The organism is Rhizobium sp. 268 (assembly GCF_036571585.1).
GTDB classification, from domain to species: domain Bacteria; phylum Pseudomonadota; class Alphaproteobacteria; order Rhizobiales; family Rhizobiaceae; genus Rhizobium; species Rhizobium redzepovicii.
In genome coordinates this window covers 116,268-135,936 of the sequence record NZ_JAPPSO010000011.1, presented here as the reverse complement: position 1 = coordinate 135,936, position 19,669 = coordinate 116,268, and the positions used below count along the sequence as shown (strand labels likewise).

The following is a 19,669-nucleotide window of genomic DNA, read 5'->3' as shown; positions in this document are numbered from 1 at the left end:
ATTGGGCGAAACGCCGGCTGATCGGCGCATTAATAATAAGTGAATACGCGGCATATTGGAAAATTGAACATATTTCTTCACAAGGTAAGAAGTTTTATTCGGAAGCAATCAATAGGAATACAGGACGTCACTTCCCCGCAGATGAAATTGTCAAATAATCACATCGGGCTAGCAATCTCTTTTGGTGATTTTGTCATGTTTTCTCGATAGCCTCTCTCACATCCTATTAAGGTCATCACTGTCATTCTCATAGTTGGGGTAGGCTGAGGAACAACCTGCCTGGTTGTAGCAACATGATCACGGCAATCCGTCGGTTACGGAAAATGGGCTTCCATCGAATTGCTTTCTAGTAAAAATACATTCTTGTCATGCGTTGCAACTTTAACGCCATAGAAATACATCGGCGACGAAGAAAATGCGTCTGACGATGAAGAATAACGGCAGATAGAAAGAATTTTAGTGTTTCATTTTAGCCGCCAGAGAGAGGTCCACGCTTAGAAGATTCCCATTACCTTGGGGAGATCAAAGCATGACCGTCTACTACGTGAACTCAGCGACAGGATCCGATCATAACAGCGGAACCACGGAGAACTCAGCTTTCGCGACATTGTCCGCTGTCGAATCCCTGAGGCTGAACCCCGGCGACAGTGTCCTGCTCGCTGCCGGAAGCGTGTTCAATGAGCAATTCGATTTGAAATACTCCGGCAGCGTTGCGGCTCCGATCACCATTGGCAGCTACGGTCTTGGCGACGCCCCGGTCATTCACAGCAGCAATGACGGCATCCATGGTTCCAAGGCCTCGAATATCGTTATCGAGAATATCAAGATCGCCGACACTGGAGCGAACGCGATATATGCAGGAAACGTGTCGAACTGGGTCGTACGGAATGTCGAGGTGACCAATACCGGCCTTGCCGGAAAGCCCGGATCCGTCAGCTTCCAAAGCAGCCAGAACATCACCATCGAAAACAGCACGCTGACCGGTGTCCATTCCGACGGGATCTGGATGGAAAAGGTCAAGGGCGTCACCCTGATCAACAACACCGTCACCAACAGCCAGGGAAGTGCCGCAGACGCCATTCAGCTCAACGACAGCAGCAATATTCTCGTCAAGGACAATCATCTGGAGCAAACGCAAACCAACAGCGCCAAAGGTGTTTTGGTACTGGTCCGAGCTCAAGATGCTTTGGTCGAGGGCAATACGCTCGTTGGCGGCGGCTTCGGATTGAGCGCACAGGCTGGCACCAACATCGCCATCCACGACAACGACATCTCGGGATATGGCGGCTACAGCTGGTCCTACGGCATCGGCCTTGGCGATCAGGGCGATGCGAAGAACTACGATATTAGCGGGAATTATGTCCATGACGGGGTGTATGGGGTTCTGGTCAGCGCCGCCGGCAATCCCGTCTATATTCGCGAGAATATCGATGTTCATGACAATGTCTTTGACGATCTGTCCTCCTCGGCGCTTAAGGTCGACCGGCCAGCATCGGGCTCCTTCTATGACAATATCATCGACAGCGATGTATCGACGCTGACGATGCCCGCCACAATCGCTGCGCAAAACACGTTCTTTGTCGGCGACAACAAAACATTCGAGCAAGCGCAGGCCGAACTCGACAGCGCCGGCGGCACGAATAGCGATACGTCAACGAGCCATGAGCAGCCGCCTGTTGCACCGGTCGTCGAACACCCTGCGGAAATGCCGGCGCCGCAGACTACCACTCCAGTGCCTGCGACCGAAACGCCGGTCGCGACCACGCCGTCGGTCGCCGCCCCAAAAATTGTCGCTGTCCACGACAACTTGAAGATTTCGGCCGACACCGGCAGCGCATATCATGGAAACCTTCTTGAAAACGACAGTGCTGCCAATGGCAGTGTGCTGCTGCGTCGCTTTGGCGACAATGCCGTGGATAAACATGGGCTGACGGTTACGGGGAAATACGGTGTCATCCATATTGAGAGTGATGGCGATTACACCTACACCGTGGACGCGGCAAAACTCGTCGGCCTTCACGGGAACGTCAGCGAATCCTTCCAGTACAAAATTTCCGACGGTGCTTCGCACATCGACACGGACGCGCTGGGTATCTACATCAATGTCGATGCGTTTCATTCCAGCCAAGCATCGCACTTGTTGGTCTGAAGCCCGCCAACGCTGAGACAGCGTCAATCGATCGTGTTCGCCCGGTTGACGTTTCCCGGCTTCAATGCCGATGCTTGCTGCCAGGCTGTCGAAAGCGCGAGATGGCAGATGGCAAAATATGTCTGCGGGTCATAATCAGAACAAACTATAGACTGAATTTATAGTTAATCACCCAGTAAATCTCGCGTCTATGGGCGCGTCATGTTCATCTCTTTGAACCGTTATTGGGCGATTTGCGGTTTTCCCTTGCTTAGGCCGATATATTTAGCGTAGCGTTAAGCTAGGGCCTCTGAAATCATTCGCTATAAATGGGGATTTTCGGTAATTTTTCAGTGGGGTTCATGTAATAAGCTTTGGACTTGTCAGCGGGTTTCGGCACCAGTGTCGAACGTTCGAAGTAGCTATGTCATTGTCTGGCCTTGATAGGCCTGTAGCTGCGATATACGCAGGCTTATTTGTCTGTATGCGATGCGGTAGAGAGGGATTTAATTCGTGTTTCAGAGTTCAGCGACCGATGCCAGTGAGCCGTCCAAAGCCTTGCGGAAGTGCAAGGGGGGACTTGTCTTCATCGGCATAGCAAGCGCGCTTATCAATATTCTCTATCTTACCAGCTCGTTTTTCATGCTTGAGGTGTATGACCGCGTCATTCCGAGCAAAAGCATACCGACGCTGGCTGCCCTCGCGATACTTGCATTGGCTCTTTATGCGTTCCAGGGCGCGTTCGAGGTTCTCCGGAGCAGGATGCTCGTGCGCGTTGCCGGTGCGCTCGACGAGATGGTGAACGGACGGGTGTTCCGGGCGCTCATCAAGGCGCCGCTGAAGGTCAAAATCGGCGGGGACGGGCTTCAGCCGTTGCGCGACTTCGACCAGATAAGAACCTTCCTGTCCGGCATGGGCCCGACGGCGATGTTCGATCTGCCGTGGCTTCCCTTCTACCTCGTGATCTGCTTTCTGTTTCATCCGGCGATCGGATATATTGCGATCGGTGGATCGCTGGTTCTCGCCATCCTGACGTTCTTGACCAACCAGGGAACGCGGACGCTGTCAAAACAGCAGTCCGACGCCGCCAATATGCGCAATGCCTTCGCGCAGACCTCGATCCGCAACTCCGAGGTCATTCACGCCATGGGCATGGCGGGCACCATGGCTGAAATCTGGGACCGCAAGAACGAAGAATATCGGCTCATCACCCGGCAGGCGTCGGATGTCGGCAACGGATATGCGACCCTGTCGAAGATTTTCCGGATTGCTCTGCAATCGGGAACACTTGCGACCGGCGCGATCCTGGTCATTCAAGGGCAGGCCTCTTCAGGCATTATCATCGCGGGCTCTATTCTGACATCGCGCGCTCTGGCGCCTGTGGAGGCGGCGATCGGGAATTGGCGCGGTTTCGTTTCCGCCCAGCAAAGCTGGGCGCGGCTTGCGAACCTGCTGAAAACCATTCCGGAAATCCCGGCACCGCTGGCGCTCGCAGCGCCTTCCAAGCAGGTCACAGTCGAGGGGCTGGCAAGCGGGCCGCCGGCAGGCCAGCGCCTGGTTATTTCCGATGTCAGCTTCGGGCTGAGAGCAGGAAGTGCCCTCGGGGTTATCGGCTACAGCGCCTCCGGCAAGTCGTCGCTGGCGCGGGCGATGATGGGCATCTGGCCGACCGTCAGGGGATCCATTCGCCTCGATGGCGCAGCACTCGACCAGTGGGATGGCGACGCACTTGGCCGGCATATCGGTTATCTCCCGCAGGACGTGGAACTGTTCTCAGGAACCGTCGCACAGAATATCTGCCGTTTCGCCAAGGAGATGTCGCCGGAGGCAGTGGTCGCCGCGGCGCGGGCGGCGCGTGTTCACGATCTCATCCTTCGTCTGCCGAACGGTTACGAAACCGAAATCGGTGAAGGGGGTGCGGCACTTTCGGCCGGCCAGAGACAGCGTATCGCGCTTGCAAGAGCGCTTTACGGCGAGCCCTTCCTCGTCGTGCTCGATGAACCGAACTCCAACCTCGATGAGGAAGGCGAGCGGGCGCTGAGCGCCGCGATCATGAGCGTGCGCGCACGCGGCGGCATCGTCGTCGTTATCGCGCATCGGTCCGGGGTTCTGGCGGTCTGCGATTTCGTGCTGATGATGCAGGACGGCCGAATGATCGCATTCGGTCCGAAGGAGGAAGTTCTGGCACGGGTCAGCCGGCCGGAACCGGCGGCGCGTACGCCGATTGCCGATCGCGTGGCTCAGCTCAAGGTCGTGGTCGACGGCATGAATGCGGCTGAATAGGCCGGAAGGAAGATAGTGAGAAAAGTCATCAGTGAATCCAAGCGCTCCCTCAATCGCCATGTCGCCCTTGTCGGCGTGTTGTCGATAGCTCTCGTTTGCGGCATCGGTGGTTGGGCGGCGACGACGGAGCTGTCGAGCGCCGTCATCGGCGAAGGCGTGGTCGTCGTTAACGGCGACGTCAAGAAGATCCAGCACCTGACCGGCGGTATCGTGTCGAAACTGCTGGTCTCCGAAAATGACCATGTGACGGCTGGACAGATCCTGATACAGCTCGATGGCACGACGACAAAAGCACAGCTTTCGATCGTCGAAAGCACACTCGCTCAGCTTTATGCGCGCCGTGCCCGTCTGAAGGCCGAACGGATCGACGCCGAGTCATTCGATGTCGAGGAAAACATCAGCGATCTGACATCCAGCACCGCGGCGCGGGATCTGCTCGACGGCGAGACGAAATTGTTCGACAGCCGCAGGTCGGCGCTTGTGGGAATGAAGAGCCAGTTGGCGTCGCGCAAAGACCAGCTGGCCGAGCAGATCAAGGGGTTGGTCGTTCAGATCAACGCCACCAATGATTCCCTCAGCCTGATCGAACAAGAGCTCGAAGGCGTCGATACGCTCTACAAGAAGGGGCTGGTCACGCTGCAGCGTTTGAATGCACTCAAGCGCGCCCGCGCCGACCTTCAGGGCAATAGCGGCCAGGAAATCGCTGCAAAGGCCGAGGCCGAAGGCAAGGCAATCGAGATCGATCGCCAGTCGCTCCAGCTGGACGAGGATCGCCGTTCGGAGATCGCCAAGGAACTGACCGACGTCGAGGCGAAGATCGCCGAAAATGAAGAGCGCCGCGGAACCGCGCTCGATCAACTCCGCCGTCTCGACATTGTCGCGCCGCTCAGCGGGCGTGTCCACGAGCTTTCCATTCACACGGTCAACGGCGTCGTCAATCCGGGTGAGACCCTGATGCTCGTCGTTCCCGAAAATGAAGATCTTACCGTTGAGGCGAGAGTCGCTACGCGCGATATCGACCAGCTTCACGTCGGCCAGCCCGTCGACGTGCGGTTCAGCGCCTTTGATCAGCGCACGACGCCTGATGTACGCGGCGAGATCACGTCGATTGCGCCCGATGTCGTCAAGGATGAGCGGACGGGCATCAGCTATTATCCCCTTCGCGTCAAGCCGGAGGCTGCAAGCATCGCCAAGCTGAAGTCGATAAAGCTCTATCCTGGCATGCCGGCCGAAGTCTTCATCAAGATCGCCGACAGAACAGTTATTTCCTATCTGACGAAGCCGCTGACCGATCAGATGCAGCATGTATTTCGTGAGGAGTGATGGCGCGGCCGTGCCGCGTCACAAGCGGCGTGAGCGGTCATCGTCATGACATTGTCTCAAGGCGGCTGCAGCTTGGTTGAAGAAGGGCATGGCTGCCCGTCCAGCCGGAGTTCTGACGCGTGACCTACCGGTCCCGCTGAGATATGATTCCTCCATGACAAGTTTGCGGCTTTGGCGAATGCTGCCAATCGAGAGACGACCGACCTATGGATGGCTTCTGCTTTTGGCGTGTCTGGTGATGCTCTCGGCCCCGAAAAGCGGTTATGCCGAAAATTCCTCGCCGTTGAAAATAGTAGCTTTCGGAACATCGTTGACGGCCCGAGGAGGGTGGCAGCCCGCTCTCAAGACAAGGCTTGCAGCCTGCTTGCAGAGGCCGGTGAAAATCGAGAGCGTTGCAAAGAGTGGGGAGACGTCGCTCTGGGCTCTGACCCAGATTGATCGCGTCGTTGCCGAACAGCCGGATGTCGTTCTGATCGAGCTTTACGCTAACGACGCAGCATTGCAGCGGTTCGTGTCGCTTGCGCAAAGCCGACAGGATATCGGCGACATCCTCGACCAGCTTCGGCAGCGCCTGCCGCAAGCGCGGATCATCGTCATGGCGATGAATCCATTTTCGGGACTGCGTGGACTGATCCGTCCGTTTGTTGGCAGCTACATCTCGGCCCATCGGGCGGAAGCAGAAAAACGCGGTCTCGAGTTTGTCGACCACCGGCCGAACTGGCAGCGTCTGACGCCGGGGGATCTGGCCGCGGCAATTCCTGATGGCGCCCATCCCCTGCCTGACATTGCAGCCGAAATCATCGTGCCGGAACTTGTCAAACATATTGCCGGCGGCAATTGCAACGAATGAAAGCTCCCTGCTTGCCGATAGCGCCGTCCGCAAGGCGGCGAAGCTCGTTGCATGAATCAAATTTGATGCGACGCTCTTTAGCGCGTTGCCGGTTCAGACTGTCGCGAGATAGCCTTTAAGGTAGTTGACCAGCGAAGCCCGTCCAAGCTCGGACGGATCCTCGTGAGAGGGGCTGTCCAGATCGTCGAGAAGATAGTTCCTGAGATCATCGTCGCTATGCGCGACATAGATGCCTGGCCGGCCCGCGAGCTGGCCTACCGTGGCAAGCTGGTGATCGTTGCGATGCTCGCCGAGGGATGCCTGCCGGGGCACGAGAATGATCGGTTTTCCAAAACGTTTCGCGGTCAGCACAGTGCCGATTCCCGCATGAGAGACGATGACGCTTGCATCGAAAAAGACCCGGTCGAAGTCCGCCGGCTCGATATTCTTGATCCATTTCATATTCTGTGGCGTGTAGGTGCCCTTGCCGATCTGCGCCAGAACCGGTCTGGACAGTTCCTTTGCGAAAGTGTCGACAGCCTTGACGAGGCGATCGAACGGCAGCTGCGTTCCGACGGTGACAAGGATCAAAGCACAGCTCCTGCGTAGTGGGGGCCATCAGGCCGCGACAAATGTTGCCATTGCGTCAGCCACAGCGTCGCGATACGGCCAGCCAATTTCCCCGACAACGACAGCTTCTCGACATTGGCGACGCTGTCGATCCAGATCGTTCGCTTGCCCGTCAATTTGCCGGCAAGCAGGCAAAAAAGCCCGGGCGCGGCACCTGTGGAAATGACGACATCGGGCCTCTGCTTGATAACGATGGCGAAGGCGCTGAAAAAGCACCGGATCGACATGGTAATCGAGTCGCGGTTGCAATCGGGAAGGACCAGCCCGTCGCGAATATCATATTTGGCAAGCAATCCGGGAATGGTCGTTGCAAAGACGATATCGCAGCCCTCGAACGCGCCGCGCATGGCCATCAGCTGCTCCCAATGGCCGCCGCCTGACGAGGCAGCGAGAACCTTTAATCTTTTCTCAGTCATAGACAGGCATCTCCTATGATTGACCGGCGGTAAGAGAGAAAAACCGTTCTGTCCGAACAGCGGTTGTGTCACGATGGTTCAGCAGGAGTGTACCATTCTTCGCCCGGCTGGTTGAAGCCATCAAGTTCATCGATGTTATTAGGCATGATGCTTTTGGCTGAAACATAGTAACAGCCAGGACGTCTCCAAGAGCGCTTCCGCAAATAATATCAGTGGGCGGCATTGGGCTTGTATTCCTGATAGGCATGTCCGAGGATCCCATTAACCATGCCGGCGCCGCGCAGAACATGGGTGAGGGCGCGCATGCCCCAGTAAGGTGAAATCAAGATCGCCGGCAGCATGACCAGTCCGAGCACGACCCTCGTGGCGCCATAGGCGGCGCGATAGATCCGGCGCTTGAGGTTGCCATGCAGAACTTCGCTGACGGCGAAGGTGTTGCCTAGTCGGTACTGTCTTTGCAAGACCCATTTCCAGGTCATCCGGTTCGCGGGAACGATGTCATAGACAAGGGCCTTGTCAGCCCAGAAAATCTGCATGCCGCGGCGGATGGCCTGATTGAAGAACAGATAATCCGTGCCGCCGGTGAAGCGCATCTTTTCCTCAAAACGAAGATTCCATGAGCGGATCAGCGGATAGTCGAACATGACGTTGTTCGAGGCCGCATAACCGATGCGCTGGCCGTCGGTGTTCTTCCTGCGTTCGAATACCCTGGCCTTGATGAAATATTCCGGCGGGTTTTCGGGATAGACCGGCTGGACGGGGCCGTAGACGCAATCGGCGCGGTTTTTCTCGCGGGTCTCCAGCATGGCGTCCAGCCAGCCGTCGTCCGGCCATTCGTCATCGTCGAGAAAGCAGAAGAGGTCGGTGCCGGGCGGTGCCGAATCCAGCGCGCGGTTGCGCGCAAAAGGGATGCCCTGGTTTTGCTCGACGACGTAGATCAGGTCGTAGGCGCCTGTCTGTCCAAAGCCTTCCACCGTTGCCTTGGCGCTGCCGGCCGCATCATTGTCGACGATCACCATGGTGAGATGATAGGGGCGGGCCGGGTGCCTGATCTGGCGCGTCATGACGTCAAGCAGCTTGGCAATTCCGTCCAGACGCCGATAGGTCAGCACCCCGACGGCGATCTTTAACGGCGCAGCACCTGCCTGATCGGTGCCGACGGACGAGTGCGGGAAGGTTTCCTGCTGGTTCATGCCTGTCCTTTCCGCAGCATATTTGCCAAACGCTTGCGCGCCGCCATCAGGGCCACCTCGGTTGCGGCAGCATCGCCGAACGGACCGCCGGTCACCGTGTTGCGCGCTTCGCTCCTGAGCTTCAGCAGCGATGTCGTCTCGGCAATGCCGCCGGCCACCAGGCTCTTGCCGAGTGCCTGCAGCCCATCATATCGGCGCGCCAGTTCCAGGCCTGTCGCGATCATGATCCGCGGGCGCAGCGTTTTTGCCCGGCTTGTGCCCGTATAGCGGTTCGACGCATGAATGCGCTGGAAGGTCAGCGGTGTTTCGACGATGGCGCCGCGGCCGAGATAGGCTGCGGCAAACTTGATATAATTGTCGCTGAGGACGACGTCTGCCGCGACGGTCATTGGCAATATCTGGGCGAGCAGGCTGCGGCGGAAGCTCAGGCCCGATGTCGGCACCGGAAGCGAGGGAAAGCCGCCCTTGCGAAGCGTGTCCCGCTTGTCGAAGAGCGTCACTTGCAGTTCTGCAGAAGGCTGGTCGCCTTCCTCGGTCGTCACCCGGTCGAAACACCAGTCGATCTCGTTGCGATCGTAGATCTCGGCGATCCGCGCAAGTTTGCCGGGCAAAAACGTATCGTCGGCGTCGAGGAGAAAAAGGATATCGCCGCTTGCGGCAGCAAAACCTGCATTAAAGCTCGAGGCCTGACCGCCGTTCTCCTTTAATACAGCCAGAATCCGATCCCCGTAGGAGGCAAGAATCTCGCGGGAATCATCCGTCGATCCGTCGTCGACCACCACCACTTCGAAGTCAGGGTAGGTCTGCGACAGCACGCTATCGATGCATGGGCCGAGAAAGCGACCATAATTGTAATTATTGATGAGCACCGAGAGCTTCAAATTACCGCCTCCTGGATCAATCGATCACCGCGCCAGCGTCTGAGGCGCATATCGGCGAATTCCCGCACGATACCCCCGCATGTAGTAATATTTCCAGATAGCCCAGAAACGCTTCTTGGATTGCGGCAAGAGATAAAGCGTGCCTGCCCGGAATGCCCATTGCGCGCTTTCGATCCAGGTCGGAAGCGGAACGCCGCTTAACCTCACTCCTCCAGGCACCTCGTCGGGAAACAGCGCCGGCATGCCATAGCCAAGACGCTCGCCGCGTTTCTGCACCCAATCTTCGGTGACGCTCGATGCAGGAATCCAGTGATGAACCACGGCTTCGGCGCATCGATAGGATTTGGCGCCATTTGCCGCCAGGCGAATGATGATTTCCGCATCTTCACCCATGGCAAATAACTTTCCGGGAAGAGGACCGATATCTTCGCGGTAGCGCACGCTGGATCCCAGCAGTTCCCGCCGAATGATCGTATTCGGACCCCAGACTTTTGTCGGGTCACACGGCCCGCTCTGCGTTTCATCGACGATCGCAAAGGTGGAGCCCATAGGGATCCACTCGATGAAAGGGTCTTTTGGTTCTCTTTCCCAATCGGGGACGATTCTGCCGCCGAAGACGCCATAACCCGGGTGGGCGGCAGCGCAGTCGACGATGGCTTTCAGCCAGTTGGGTTCGGCGCGAACATCGTCATCGGTAAAGACGACGAGATCGCCCTTCACCCGATCCAGAGCGAAATTCAGCGCCCCGGACTTTCCCGGCTTGCGCTGCTGCAGGATCGTGATGGGGAGCTTGTCGCTATACGAGGTCAAAAGATCAAACGTGTCGTCATTGCTGTTGTTGTCGACAGCAATCAGTTCCCATCGATCATGCGGAAGCTCCTGGCGCACCAAGGAATCCAAAGTATGGCGCAGCCGGCGGCTGGCGCCATTGTAGGAGGAAAAGATTACGCTGACGAATAGATCCGACATCAGTGACCAACCCTCTTGGTGAAGTCGAAAGCGAAAAGTCTCATATTTTAACTGCCTGTGCGATGTTTGAACGGGATCGGCGCCTAAGCGGGGTTCGACCGTATTTTGCCGAAAAACTCGCGTCTGTGACTTTCACCGAGTACCCTCAGCTTGCGAAGATTGCGCAACCAGCGCCGCGGCTTAGTGAGCACGCCGCGGTTCAGGAAATACTGCCGCAGCAGGCTCGGTGCCTGGCTATGCGATCCGCCATGGGCAACCCGATAGACCGCCCCGCGAAAGGGAAGTTTCGTCAGCGGCGCTCCACGCTGGGACAGTATATTCGCAATGCGGACATGGCTGCCCAGCATCGATTTGATCCAGTCGAGCGAAGCATCCTCGAAGCGGCTGGGGAGTTCGTAAAGATCGGCCCGAATGATCAGTGATGTGCCGCAGAGATGGCTGAAATCATCATGGCCGAACAGGAAGTTGCCGCCATCGTCCCAGATATAACCATGGTCGATCGTCCACCCATTGGCGTCCCGATTTTCGGATGCGTGCTGCACGATCCGGGAGCTGACGAAATCATCATCGTCGACGATCATGAAAAAACGGCTATCGGCGGCGGTCAACATGCCGCTCAGGACGCGCCGGCCCTTGTCTGCCCGGAAGGCGTCAAGGAAGTCCTCCTTGCTGCCCTTTCCGAGTTCATGCAGGTCGTTCGGCGGAAAAGTCACGCGCACGGCGGAAAATTTCTCCGGCAGATCAGGCAGATCGGCGCCTTCGTTGGCCACGATGATTCCGCGCCAATCTCCATTGGTCTGGTTGGAAATGGAGGCCACGGTCTGGCTGAGATTCGCCTTCAGCTTGCTCCAGTCGCGGGCATTGTCCTGATGTCGGACCGGGATAATGAAGGTGACAAGTGGCATCGAATAACCCCCTTAAGCCCGCAAGCTCACAGCTTCTCTGTTATCGATACGCCGATTGGCTGCCTGGTGACGCGCCCACTCGATCCCGTCTTCGAGCGAAGTTGCCTTGTAGGAAAGATCCGTTCCGCCGGAGAACGCGTTCATGAAACGGCGGATCTTTCCGTAGCTGTTGTCGAGTACGGCATGCGGACGGCCGAGCAGCACCGAGCAGATATGGACGTGCAGGCGGTCGGTGACGATTGCGCGGGCACGCGAGATCTGGCTGATGCCGCGTTCGAAGCGGTTGTGCGCGGCCGCGTCCAGCCTGCGCAAGGCAACTTCGCTTGGCTTCCATGCGAGATAGGCCGAAGCTACTCCAAGCTTCTTGGCGATATTCACCTTCCGTTTTGATTCCGTGATCCAGTCTTCCACAGGAATGTCGGAAGGGATATTGCGATCAGTGCCGCCAACCCGTTCCGCATCCTCCCGCAGCATGGCGAGCACGGGAATTTGCGTCGCCCGTTCCGGAAGCGCGCCGATGGCGAAAGCCATATCGGGGCATAGGCGCACCGTGCAGTCGAAATGTTTCTCGGAAAATTCCTTCGATTCTTCGTCGCGCACGAGCAGCACGAAATTCTTGTGGCGCCCGATTGCGCGTTTGGACTGCTCGATGCGCTCAGCCGAACTGTAGTGGATCGACTGCGGGAACTGGATGATCTGCCGATCGGGGAAACGTTCCATGATCGCTTCACGGAAATCCTGATGGGCAACCCAGATGTCGCCGAAGTTGCCGCCACCGTGAATGAAGATCGGGCCTGTGGGAACGCGCCGTTTCAGCTCTTCCGCGGAGAAGTCGTATAGTCTGGAAACATAGTCCGGGCGCTTGCCGAAACGATCGTTGAGATAGGCCATCTCACCCAGCCAGATCGCCGAGTCGCCGCAATTGCGGATGTCGGGGAAGTCTAGGATCGCGAGCGGCTCGTCGCGCGAGACATAGTCCTTCAGGCAATCATGGATCATGCCATTGAGTTTTGCGATCAGCTCAGATCTGGATAGGCTGGTCATTCTGCCTCACTTGTTAATGTTCGTTTTAGCTTTAAGCCGACTTGGGAACGGCAATACGTTTGGCTTTTGACAGAAACTTGACGACGATACGCTGAACTTCGGTTTCCGGGCCATTTGGCTTCTTCATTGCGAGCCAAAGGACAAAGCTGGAACCGATATAGAGAATACCGCCAGTGACGACGAGGATGGCGAGGTGCAGGGCCAGCGCCGGCTTGTCGGTGGGGGTGTTCAGGATATGCGACAATCCCCAGACGCCTGCGGCCATCAGGGCGACGCTCGCAAGCGCGCGGAAATTAGCCGCCAGCTGCTGGAAGAACGGCAGATTGATCAGCCGCTTGACGAGAAGCATGTTGACCACGGTGGAAATCAGACCCGTGAACACACGCGCATACACGACGCCCGGAAGCCCGGCCATCATCAGGCCGGCGATGATGATGGGAATGCGAACCACCAGCATCTGCGTGTCGCGGATGAACAGCATCTTGGTATGGCCCTTCGCCATGCCCAGTGGCTGGACGAGCGAACCGAGCGTCTGCAGGGCGAAGACCGATGCGAGTGCCTGGACGATGAAGATGGCGGGAGCCCACTTCTCTCCCAAGGCCAACCGCATCATCGGATCAGCCACAACCGCCATGCCAATACCTGCCGGAAGCGCCACCGCAGCCAGAAGCGCCTGCGCGCGCTGATAGGCTGCGATAAGCCGGACCGGATCGTTGCGGACCTTGGAAAAGCCCGGATAAATCGTCTGGTTCAACGGCGCTGTCGCCTCGCGCGTCGGCAGCGTCGAAAGCGTGTTGCCGACGGTATAGTGACCAAGCTGCGTGGCGCCGAGCATCTTGCCGATCAGCAGATACTCGATCCGCCAGTTCAGCGTATTGACGATCTGTCCGGCCGTCAGCCACACCGAGAACGAAAACAGCTCCCGGGCATGGCGGAAGGTGATGCGCGGCCAGAACGGCAAAACGGTGTAGGAGACGATGATATTGGTCACCTGATAGGCAAGCGTGCCGATCACGAGCGCCCAATAGCTCTGGTAGATCGCAGCAATTGCCACCGTCACGATGAAGCCGACGAGCTTTTGCGAGACGTTGAGGACGAATTCCTGCCAGAAGATCAGATCGCGCTGGAGCATGACGCGGCGCGGATTGGCGAGACCGCTCAGCAGCAGGCTGAAACTCAGAGCAAGCATCACACTCGTCAAACGAGGTTCGTTGTAAAACTCGGCAATCGGATAGGACGCGGCGGCAAACAGCAGCGCCAATATGGCGCTTCTCGTCACGCTCAATGTCCAAACCGCGCTGAAGTGCGTTTCGCTCGGAGACTCGTGGCGGATGAGCGCCTGATTGAGCGAAAGCTCGGTGACCGAACTCAAGATGACCTGGATCGTCGTTGCAATGGCGACGAGACCAAAATCCGCCGGTACGAGATACCAGGCGAGGACAAAGGTGCTGAGTGCCGAAAGCCCGTTGACGATGGCGCGGGACAGGCTCAGCCACATGCTGCCTTGAATCAGTCGGTCGGTCACACTGCTCATGGGCGAACGGCTCCCGAGATCGAGGATATCGACCATTTGAGCGGACCACATGCACATTCAAGGTGCTTCTGGCCCTTGCGGGCGCAGAGGGTATTGAGGGAGTCGAAAAGCATCATGCCTTATTGCCTCGTCACGAAACCGGTTGCGATCTTAGAGGGCGCTTGCCGTTTTCTTGGAAAAATCTTGCTTCAGCCGGTTCAGTTCGACCAGCATTCTATCGTGTGCTCTTACGATCGACTCGTCTGTGCTGAGCTGGCCCGGCTTCTCCGCCACCCGCTGCAACGTCTTGACCGTCGATCCGAAGACGTAATTTCCGGTCAGTTGGCGAATGCGGCGGTGACGGAATGTAATGTTCTTCAACAGGGTGGTATTTTTCCGCACCAGCGACGCTCCGACCTCGACGAGGTTCGACGGGCCGATCGGGTCGAAATCGATCTCCAGATCGAGCGCACTCGCCCAGTCATACCACTTGGCTCTGTTCCCCGGCGCGATCGGGCGGATCGCCCGCCACGGAACGCGCAGCGCATCCGAAATAATGCAGCCATGCATCGCTTCCGACACAACCTTATGTGATGCGCTGATTTCGGTCAGAACCTTTTCCACCGACCAGCGCGGATCGATATAGTGAATACCGGCGAGATCGCAGACCTTGTCCCAGCTGCCGTACATGGCGCTTTCGTAGTGCGGCATGAAGGAGACCGGGTAGCGCTTCTCGATGCTTTTTGCATCCCAGCAACTGCGGGTCAGGATGCCCGAATCGCCGATGGCGTAGCTCGGATCGATGCCGAGGACTTCGGCGGTCTTCTTTCCACGCACGAAATAGAAGGTCCAGTTGCCGTCGACTTTCGGCGGGTTGGTGTAACCGCCATAACCTGAGCCGAAGACGATCTTCTGCATGTTCGGATCGAAATTGTCGTAGAGGATCGAACCGATGCCGAGAAAGAGCTGACCTTCGTCATCATCGAAGAAGTCGGGCAGCAGCCGCTCCCAGAGCCAATGGTTGAGCTCGTCGCCAAAATTCTCGTGTTTCCCGCGATAGGCAAACATCTTCATCGTGCTTCTCCAGTCGGCAAATGCGTGACGATCTGCGAGACCGCTTCGTCTTCGCGTGCCATGCGGCCGTAACGCGAAATGATCTTGATGTCGCTGCGGATGATCTTTGCCGGATTGCCCGCCACGAGCGAACGCGGCGGCACGCTCCTGGTCACCACCGAGCCGGAGCCGATAACGCATTCGTCGCCGATTTCAACACCGGGCAGAATGATGCTGCGGGCGCCGATGAAGCAGCGTTTGCCGATTCGCGTGTGAAGGTAGAGCCCGCGCGTGAGGTCATGCGTCAGGATCGCTGCCTCAAAGGCGACATAGGTTTCCGCGCCGATATGAAGGCCTTTCGGATTGGTCTTGTCGAACCGGACGCTTAGGGAAAAGCTCGCCGTCGGATCGATGTCCATACCCCAGAATTTCGTATAATAGAGCCACTTGGCCGTCACTATGCTGTTCCGCAGCGGACGAAATACGTTCAGTCCCCACTTCGGCTTCTTTCCTGTCTGCACCATCAAGTCCGACCCCGGCTGGAAAATTCGTCTAGCACGGAACTGTAATAGTCCTCGAGCATCCCCGTCTGACGACGTAAGTCGAAGCGCTCGGCCACCAGAAGCGGTGCCCGCGCGCTGAAGGCTGTCCACAGGGACTGGTCGTTGAGCAGCCTTCCGACGGCTTCGGCCATTCCTGCGACATCCCGCTCCTCCACGAGATAACCAGTTTTCCCCTCTTCGATCGCTTCGCCCACGCCTCCCGAGCGAAATGCGACGACCGGAGTTCCGACGGCTTCCGCCTCTAGATTGGCGAGGCCGAACGCTTCAGCGTGACCATTGTCGAGGGTCACGCTGCCATGAAGATAGAGCTCCGCACTGGCGAGCAGATCCCTTATCTCCGTCTGCGACAGATTTTCATGGATCGTGACGCTTGGCAAGGAACGACGCGCCAGCGCCTCGATTTCCTCTTTCAGCGGTCCCTGACCCACCATGACGAATTCGACCGGGGTGCCGGTCGCCGCCACGCGCGACAGCGCGTCGATCATGAAGCGGTGGCCCTTATAGTCGACGAAACGGGCAATGGAAACCACCAGTCCTTTTTTTCGGGGACGCGGTTCCATTTTGAAGAGGTCGAGATCGATGCCAATGTGGTGGCGGAAGACCCGGTCGGCGCGAAAGCCGAGCGCCAGCAGCCGGTCGCGGATGAAATCGGAGACGGCGATATTCCAGCTGTTCCAGCCGGCCATCTCCCGGCGTCCCTTGGCGAAGAAGCGCACTTGGTTGAAGCCGCCCGGCTTTTTCGGATCGCCGCCGTAGGTGGCGTCGAAGCCGTGGAATGTCGTGACCAGCGGCTTGCCGGCGGCGCGCGCCAGGGGCCCGATGACATAACCGTTCTTGCCGAAATGGGCGTGGATAACATCGGCATTGCCGATCGCGGGAAAGAGAAAGGGGAGGCCGATCTGGGGGATTTTCAGAAGCAGTTCACCAGCCCTCGCAACGGGAGACCGACGGATGTCATGAACCGGAACAGTGGATTTTTTGGTATGGGCGGAAGAAATTCGGGACCCGGCAAGAATTTCAGCTTCGAAGGAACGAAATGCCACCGCCTGATTGAGAACAAATGCCTGGCTGGCAGGCAAAAATTTTTCCACGTAAATAACGGCTTTTCTCATGAATCTGTCGATGTCTCCGTTGTCTTGCGCATCACATCGCCTCTATTGCCCGTCGGATGCCATCAACTGCACTTCTCGGCGTGTTGTTTTCGTCGTAAAGATTAACGCGCTTGGTGCAAGCCGCGTCGGGACCGGCCGCCTTCTCGTCGGGCTCGGCGTATTTTTCCGACATGCCCCATACCGTCACGCCTTTCAAGTCGCCACGCTCGGCCGCCACGGTGATCACGTCACTGAAAATACCGCCGTATGACGCCGGCGTGAAGCCTTTGTCGCGGTTGAGGAAGTGGCAGGACGCATCGAGTTCGGTGATGAAAACGCCGACCCCCATGTCCTTCAGCGCGGCGCAGAAGCGCCCCATTCCTTCCGGATCGATTCGGTCGAGGCCGGGCCGGAAATGCGCCTGCAGCCCGACCGCGCCGATCGGCGTTTTCCGGGCGACGAGGTCCTCGACGATTTTCAGGATGCGGGCGCGCTTCAGTTCGAACACGTCGGATTTTTTCTCCAGATGCGTTTCGTTGAGCACAAGCGTCGCGCCGGGATTGGCCTGATGTGCCATGTCGAAGCTCATACGGATATAGTCGTCGCCAAGAAGGCGTCGGAAAACACAATTTCGCAGATCCGGCGCATCATATTCCAACGGCTCGTTCACCACATCCCAAGCGTCGATCGAGTTCTTATAGCGAGTGACAACCTGTTTTATATGACGGTTCATCGTCGCCTGAATCGTCTTTGCGTCGGTGATCTCAGACACCCACTCCGGGACGCGATACCAGATCAACGTATGGCCATAAACCCTCATGTTATTTTTGCGTGCAAATGCAACCATAAGGTCGGCATTCTTGAAGCTGAATACACCCGGTCTCTTTTCCGTCGCATTCCATTTCAGCTCGTTTCGGGGCGTTATCGAATTGACGTTGTCGGTGTAGATCCCGGAAGCGATTGGGTCGTTTATGTCCTGCAGGTCGATTGCCGATCCGAATCGGAACGCCTTGCTGTCGGCAACGGCGCGCAACCCTTTCGCCGGAGGCACCTGTGCGAGGACGTCGCCCGCATTGGCATACAACAGAGCAAGCGGAATCGAGGCGAGGAAACGTCTTCTATTCATTCTATCTCTCACTGTTGGCTTTTTTCATGTCCGCGGCGGAATTTAACGGGCCAGGCTCGCCGGCAACGATCTATCGCGGGTCTGTGTTTCAATTCAGTAGAGTAATGCAACCTCAAATATACTGTCGAACTAGGGGATATTGTCGGTATCTGCTAGACTTTCCAGCTTGCTCCAAGATATAAACCGTTCTGGAGGGCGCCCGCGATGGAATATTGGTTTAGCTATCCGATGAGCTGTTTTCATATGGCATTTCAAAATGCCGCTTTTTTTATGGCGACCGTCCGAAACGACCTATTCCTTCTCGACGGCCGGCAGTTCACAGCCCTTGTCCTGGGTGTCGTCGGCATCATTCTCATCCTGTTTGCAGCACTGATCAGAACATCCTCGCGGTTGCGTCGATCGGCGGCAGCTATTCGCTCACTGAGCGATGAGCTTGCCCAGGTCACGCAGGACCTCAATGTCGAGCGTCTCTGGCGCCTGGCGGGCGGAGACGGCACCGAACGGCCGAGCGCGGAAAGTTTGAAAGAGCTTTACAGGAGACTGGCCACGCATCACGACGATGCAAGTTATATGGCGTGACAAACCGACGCATAATCTCCGGAGATCCTAACGCGGATGGTCCGCATTTCTTGCGGGTGCCTCGGCATCGGCAGGGGTGGATAGCTGTGCCGGTGGCACGTTGGGCTCGACCGTCGGTTCGGGCGATGGAAGCCATGTTCTGTCGGAAAAATAGCTTCTTGTTCTTTTCTGGGGCCCGGAGGTCGCATCCAGCGACAGCGTGAAATTATAGCGCCCGGGATTGAGCACCTCACGGGCGAAGTTGATGCTGGCTCCGAAACCGTCTTCCTTGATGTCTTTCAGATTCTTGATTGCGTTCAACGTCTCGTGAAAATCCAGCCATTGCGGTTGCCGCAACATGGTTTCGAAGATTCGCAGGATGGCGGGATCGAGCTGGCCGTTTTGCTCCGTCTCGGGATTGATGATTTTCACCCGCATATTGCTGATCACGCCGGCGGCGTCGCCGCGAACGATGACGAAGATGGAACTCGGAAGCTGATCCTTTTCCCGCTTGACGCCATGTTCGAAAAAGCATTCGAACGTATCGGCGTTGAAGCTCGCCGCCGCCCAATCGCTGGTTTCGATACCGGCATCGCGCAGAGCTGCACACATTGCGGGCCCGGATATTCGCCACGTGCGTAGAAAGGTCGACACGGTCTGCGCCACCGGCGGGTCGATAAGATGCAACGGAAGCGTAAAGGCGGCGGGCGGCGTCGGGCGGGGAAAGGCTTTGGGGGAGGGCGGCCTAATGACAGGGGGAAAGAGATCGAAGCCAAAATAATGGCCCACCGTCTTCAAGTGTTTCATGTCGTTGGAAAGAAGCACCGTTCCCATGACCAGCGACAGGGAGATCGTCAGCAGCAACCAGAAGACCACGGGAATCGTCGGTTTTCCCAATGGCTGTTTCGCATTTGCGGACGACGAATTATCGGGCAAGCTTGTCTTCTCCGGTCCGAGAAGGATTTCGATCGGGCTGTCTAAATCCAGCAGTATACATTTATCCGTTAAATATCTTTGGCTTCGTGTCGGCAATTGGGCGCCTTTATGCCCTCGCCATCAGGATGGGCGCGGCAAATTCGGTGAAGACGCAGCACCATCCAATCGGGAACAGCTCGTGCGGCTCTATGAAAGCAGTCGCCGCTGGTCTGGTGCTTTCGTAACTTC

At 57.4% G+C, this 19,669-nt stretch carries 18 protein-coding genes; 5 read left to right on the top strand and 13 right to left on the bottom strand.

Annotated elements, in window-relative coordinates; all coding sequences use genetic code 11:
• Positions 1–529: 529 nt before the first annotated feature.
• The 4 genes from OS035_RS22010 to OS035_RS21995 all read left to right on the top strand — a co-directional run bounded on the left by OS035_RS22010 (position 530) and on the right by OS035_RS21995 (position 6,584).
• A complete protein-coding gene (locus OS035_RS22010) occupies positions 530–2,149 on the top strand; it encodes a right-handed parallel beta-helix repeat-containing protein (protein ID WP_131711328.1) in 1,620 nt (539 codons plus the stop codon).
• Between the two features lie 492 nt (positions 2,150–2,641).
• Positions 2,642–4,411 (top strand): type I secretion system permease/ATPase, encoded by a 1,770-nt coding sequence (locus OS035_RS22005; RefSeq protein WP_097626388.1) that lies wholly within the window; start codon positions 2,642–2,644, stop codon positions 4,409–4,411.
• Between the two features lie 15 nt (positions 4,412–4,426).
• A complete protein-coding gene (locus tag OS035_RS22000; RefSeq protein WP_097626390.1) occupies positions 4,427–5,734 on the top strand; it encodes an HlyD family type I secretion periplasmic adaptor subunit in 1,308 nt (435 codons plus the stop codon).
• Positions 5,735–5,888: 154 nt separating this feature from the next.
• Positions 5,889–6,584 (top strand): SGNH/GDSL hydrolase family protein, encoded by a 696-nt coding sequence (locus OS035_RS21995; RefSeq protein ID WP_097626392.1) that lies wholly within the window; start codon positions 5,889–5,891, stop codon positions 6,582–6,584.
• A 93-nt stretch (positions 6,585–6,677) separates the two neighbouring features.
• Here the strand turns inward: OS035_RS21995 and OS035_RS21990 are convergent, their stop codons facing one another.
• The 12 genes from OS035_RS21990 to OS035_RS21935 all read right to left on the bottom strand — a co-directional run bounded on the left by OS035_RS21990 (position 6,678) and on the right by OS035_RS21935 (position 17,947).
• The gene (locus tag OS035_RS21990; RefSeq protein ID WP_097626394.1) at positions 6,678–7,154 is read right to left on the bottom strand and encodes a glycosyltransferase; all 477 of its coding nucleotides are present in this window, start codon (positions 7,152–7,154) and stop codon (positions 6,678–6,680) included.
• Positions 7,151–7,609: a glucuronosyltransferase gene (locus OS035_RS21985; RefSeq protein ID WP_097626396.1), complete on the bottom strand. Its 459-nt coding sequence runs from the start codon at positions 7,607–7,609 to the stop codon at positions 7,151–7,153. Before OS035_RS21985 ends, OS035_RS21990 begins: the two co-directional genes overlap by 4 nt.
• A 209-nt stretch (positions 7,610–7,818) precedes the next feature.
• Positions 7,819–8,802 (bottom strand): glycosyltransferase family 2 protein, encoded by a 984-nt coding sequence (locus OS035_RS21980; protein ID WP_097626398.1) that lies wholly within the window; start codon positions 8,800–8,802, stop codon positions 7,819–7,821.
• Positions 8,799–9,683 (bottom strand): glycosyltransferase family 2 protein, encoded by an 885-nt coding sequence (locus tag OS035_RS21975; RefSeq protein ID WP_183777538.1) that lies wholly within the window; start codon positions 9,681–9,683, stop codon positions 8,799–8,801. The genes OS035_RS21980 and OS035_RS21975 overlap by 4 nt, the downstream gene beginning before the upstream one ends.
• Positions 9,684–9,707: 24 nt before the next feature.
• A complete protein-coding gene (locus tag OS035_RS21970; RefSeq protein WP_097626402.1) occupies positions 9,708–10,652 on the bottom strand; it encodes a glycosyltransferase in 945 nt (314 codons plus the stop codon).
• 83 nt (positions 10,653–10,735) lie between these two features.
• The gene (locus OS035_RS21965; RefSeq protein ID WP_097626404.1) at positions 10,736–11,557 is read right to left on the bottom strand and encodes a galactosyl transferase; all 822 of its coding nucleotides are present in this window, start codon (positions 11,555–11,557) and stop codon (positions 10,736–10,738) included.
• Between the two features lie 12 nt (positions 11,558–11,569).
• On the bottom strand, positions 11,570–12,601 hold the full coding sequence (locus OS035_RS21960; RefSeq protein ID WP_183777539.1) for a polysaccharide pyruvyl transferase family protein: 1,032 nt from the start codon (positions 12,599–12,601) through the stop codon (positions 11,570–11,572).
• A gap of 31 nt (positions 12,602–12,632) precedes the next feature.
• Positions 12,633–14,135 carry a lipopolysaccharide biosynthesis protein gene (locus OS035_RS21955; RefSeq protein WP_003590726.1) on the bottom strand — a complete coding sequence of 501 codons (1,503 nt, stop codon included), beginning with the start codon at positions 14,133–14,135 and terminating at the stop codon, positions 12,633–12,635.
• Between the two features lie 150 nt (positions 14,136–14,285).
• Entirely contained in the window at positions 14,286–15,188 is a 903-nt protein-coding gene (gene pssM / locus OS035_RS21950) for an exopolysaccharide glucosyl ketal-pyruvate-transferase (protein ID WP_097626408.1), read from the bottom strand.
• Entirely contained in the window at positions 15,185–15,691 is a 507-nt protein-coding gene (locus OS035_RS21945; RefSeq protein ID WP_003590730.1) for an acyltransferase, read from the bottom strand. Before OS035_RS21945 ends, pssM begins: the two co-directional genes overlap by 4 nt.
• The gene (locus OS035_RS21940) at positions 15,691–16,842 is read right to left on the bottom strand and encodes a glycosyltransferase (protein ID WP_003590733.1); all 1,152 of its coding nucleotides are present in this window, start codon (positions 16,840–16,842) and stop codon (positions 15,691–15,693) included. Before OS035_RS21940 ends, OS035_RS21945 begins: the two co-directional genes overlap by 1 nt.
• Positions 16,843–16,873: 31 nt before the next feature.
• A complete protein-coding gene (locus OS035_RS21935) occupies positions 16,874–17,947 on the bottom strand; it encodes an endo-1,4-beta-xylanase (RefSeq protein WP_097626410.1) in 1,074 nt (357 codons plus the stop codon).
• A 243-nt stretch (positions 17,948–18,190) separates the two neighbouring features.
• Between OS035_RS21935 and OS035_RS21930 the strand changes: the two genes are divergently transcribed.
• Positions 18,191–18,526: a hypothetical protein gene (locus OS035_RS21930; protein WP_245426845.1), complete on the top strand. Its 336-nt coding sequence runs from the start codon at positions 18,191–18,193 to the stop codon at positions 18,524–18,526.
• A 27-nt stretch (positions 18,527–18,553) separates the two neighbouring features.
• Here OS035_RS21930 and OS035_RS21925 read toward each other — a convergent pair whose 3' ends face one another.
• Complete coding sequence (locus OS035_RS21925; protein ID WP_097626414.1) at positions 18,554–19,441, bottom strand: DUF6030 family protein; 888 nt, start codon at positions 19,439–19,441, stop codon at positions 18,554–18,556.
• Positions 19,442–19,669 lie beyond the last annotated feature (228 nt).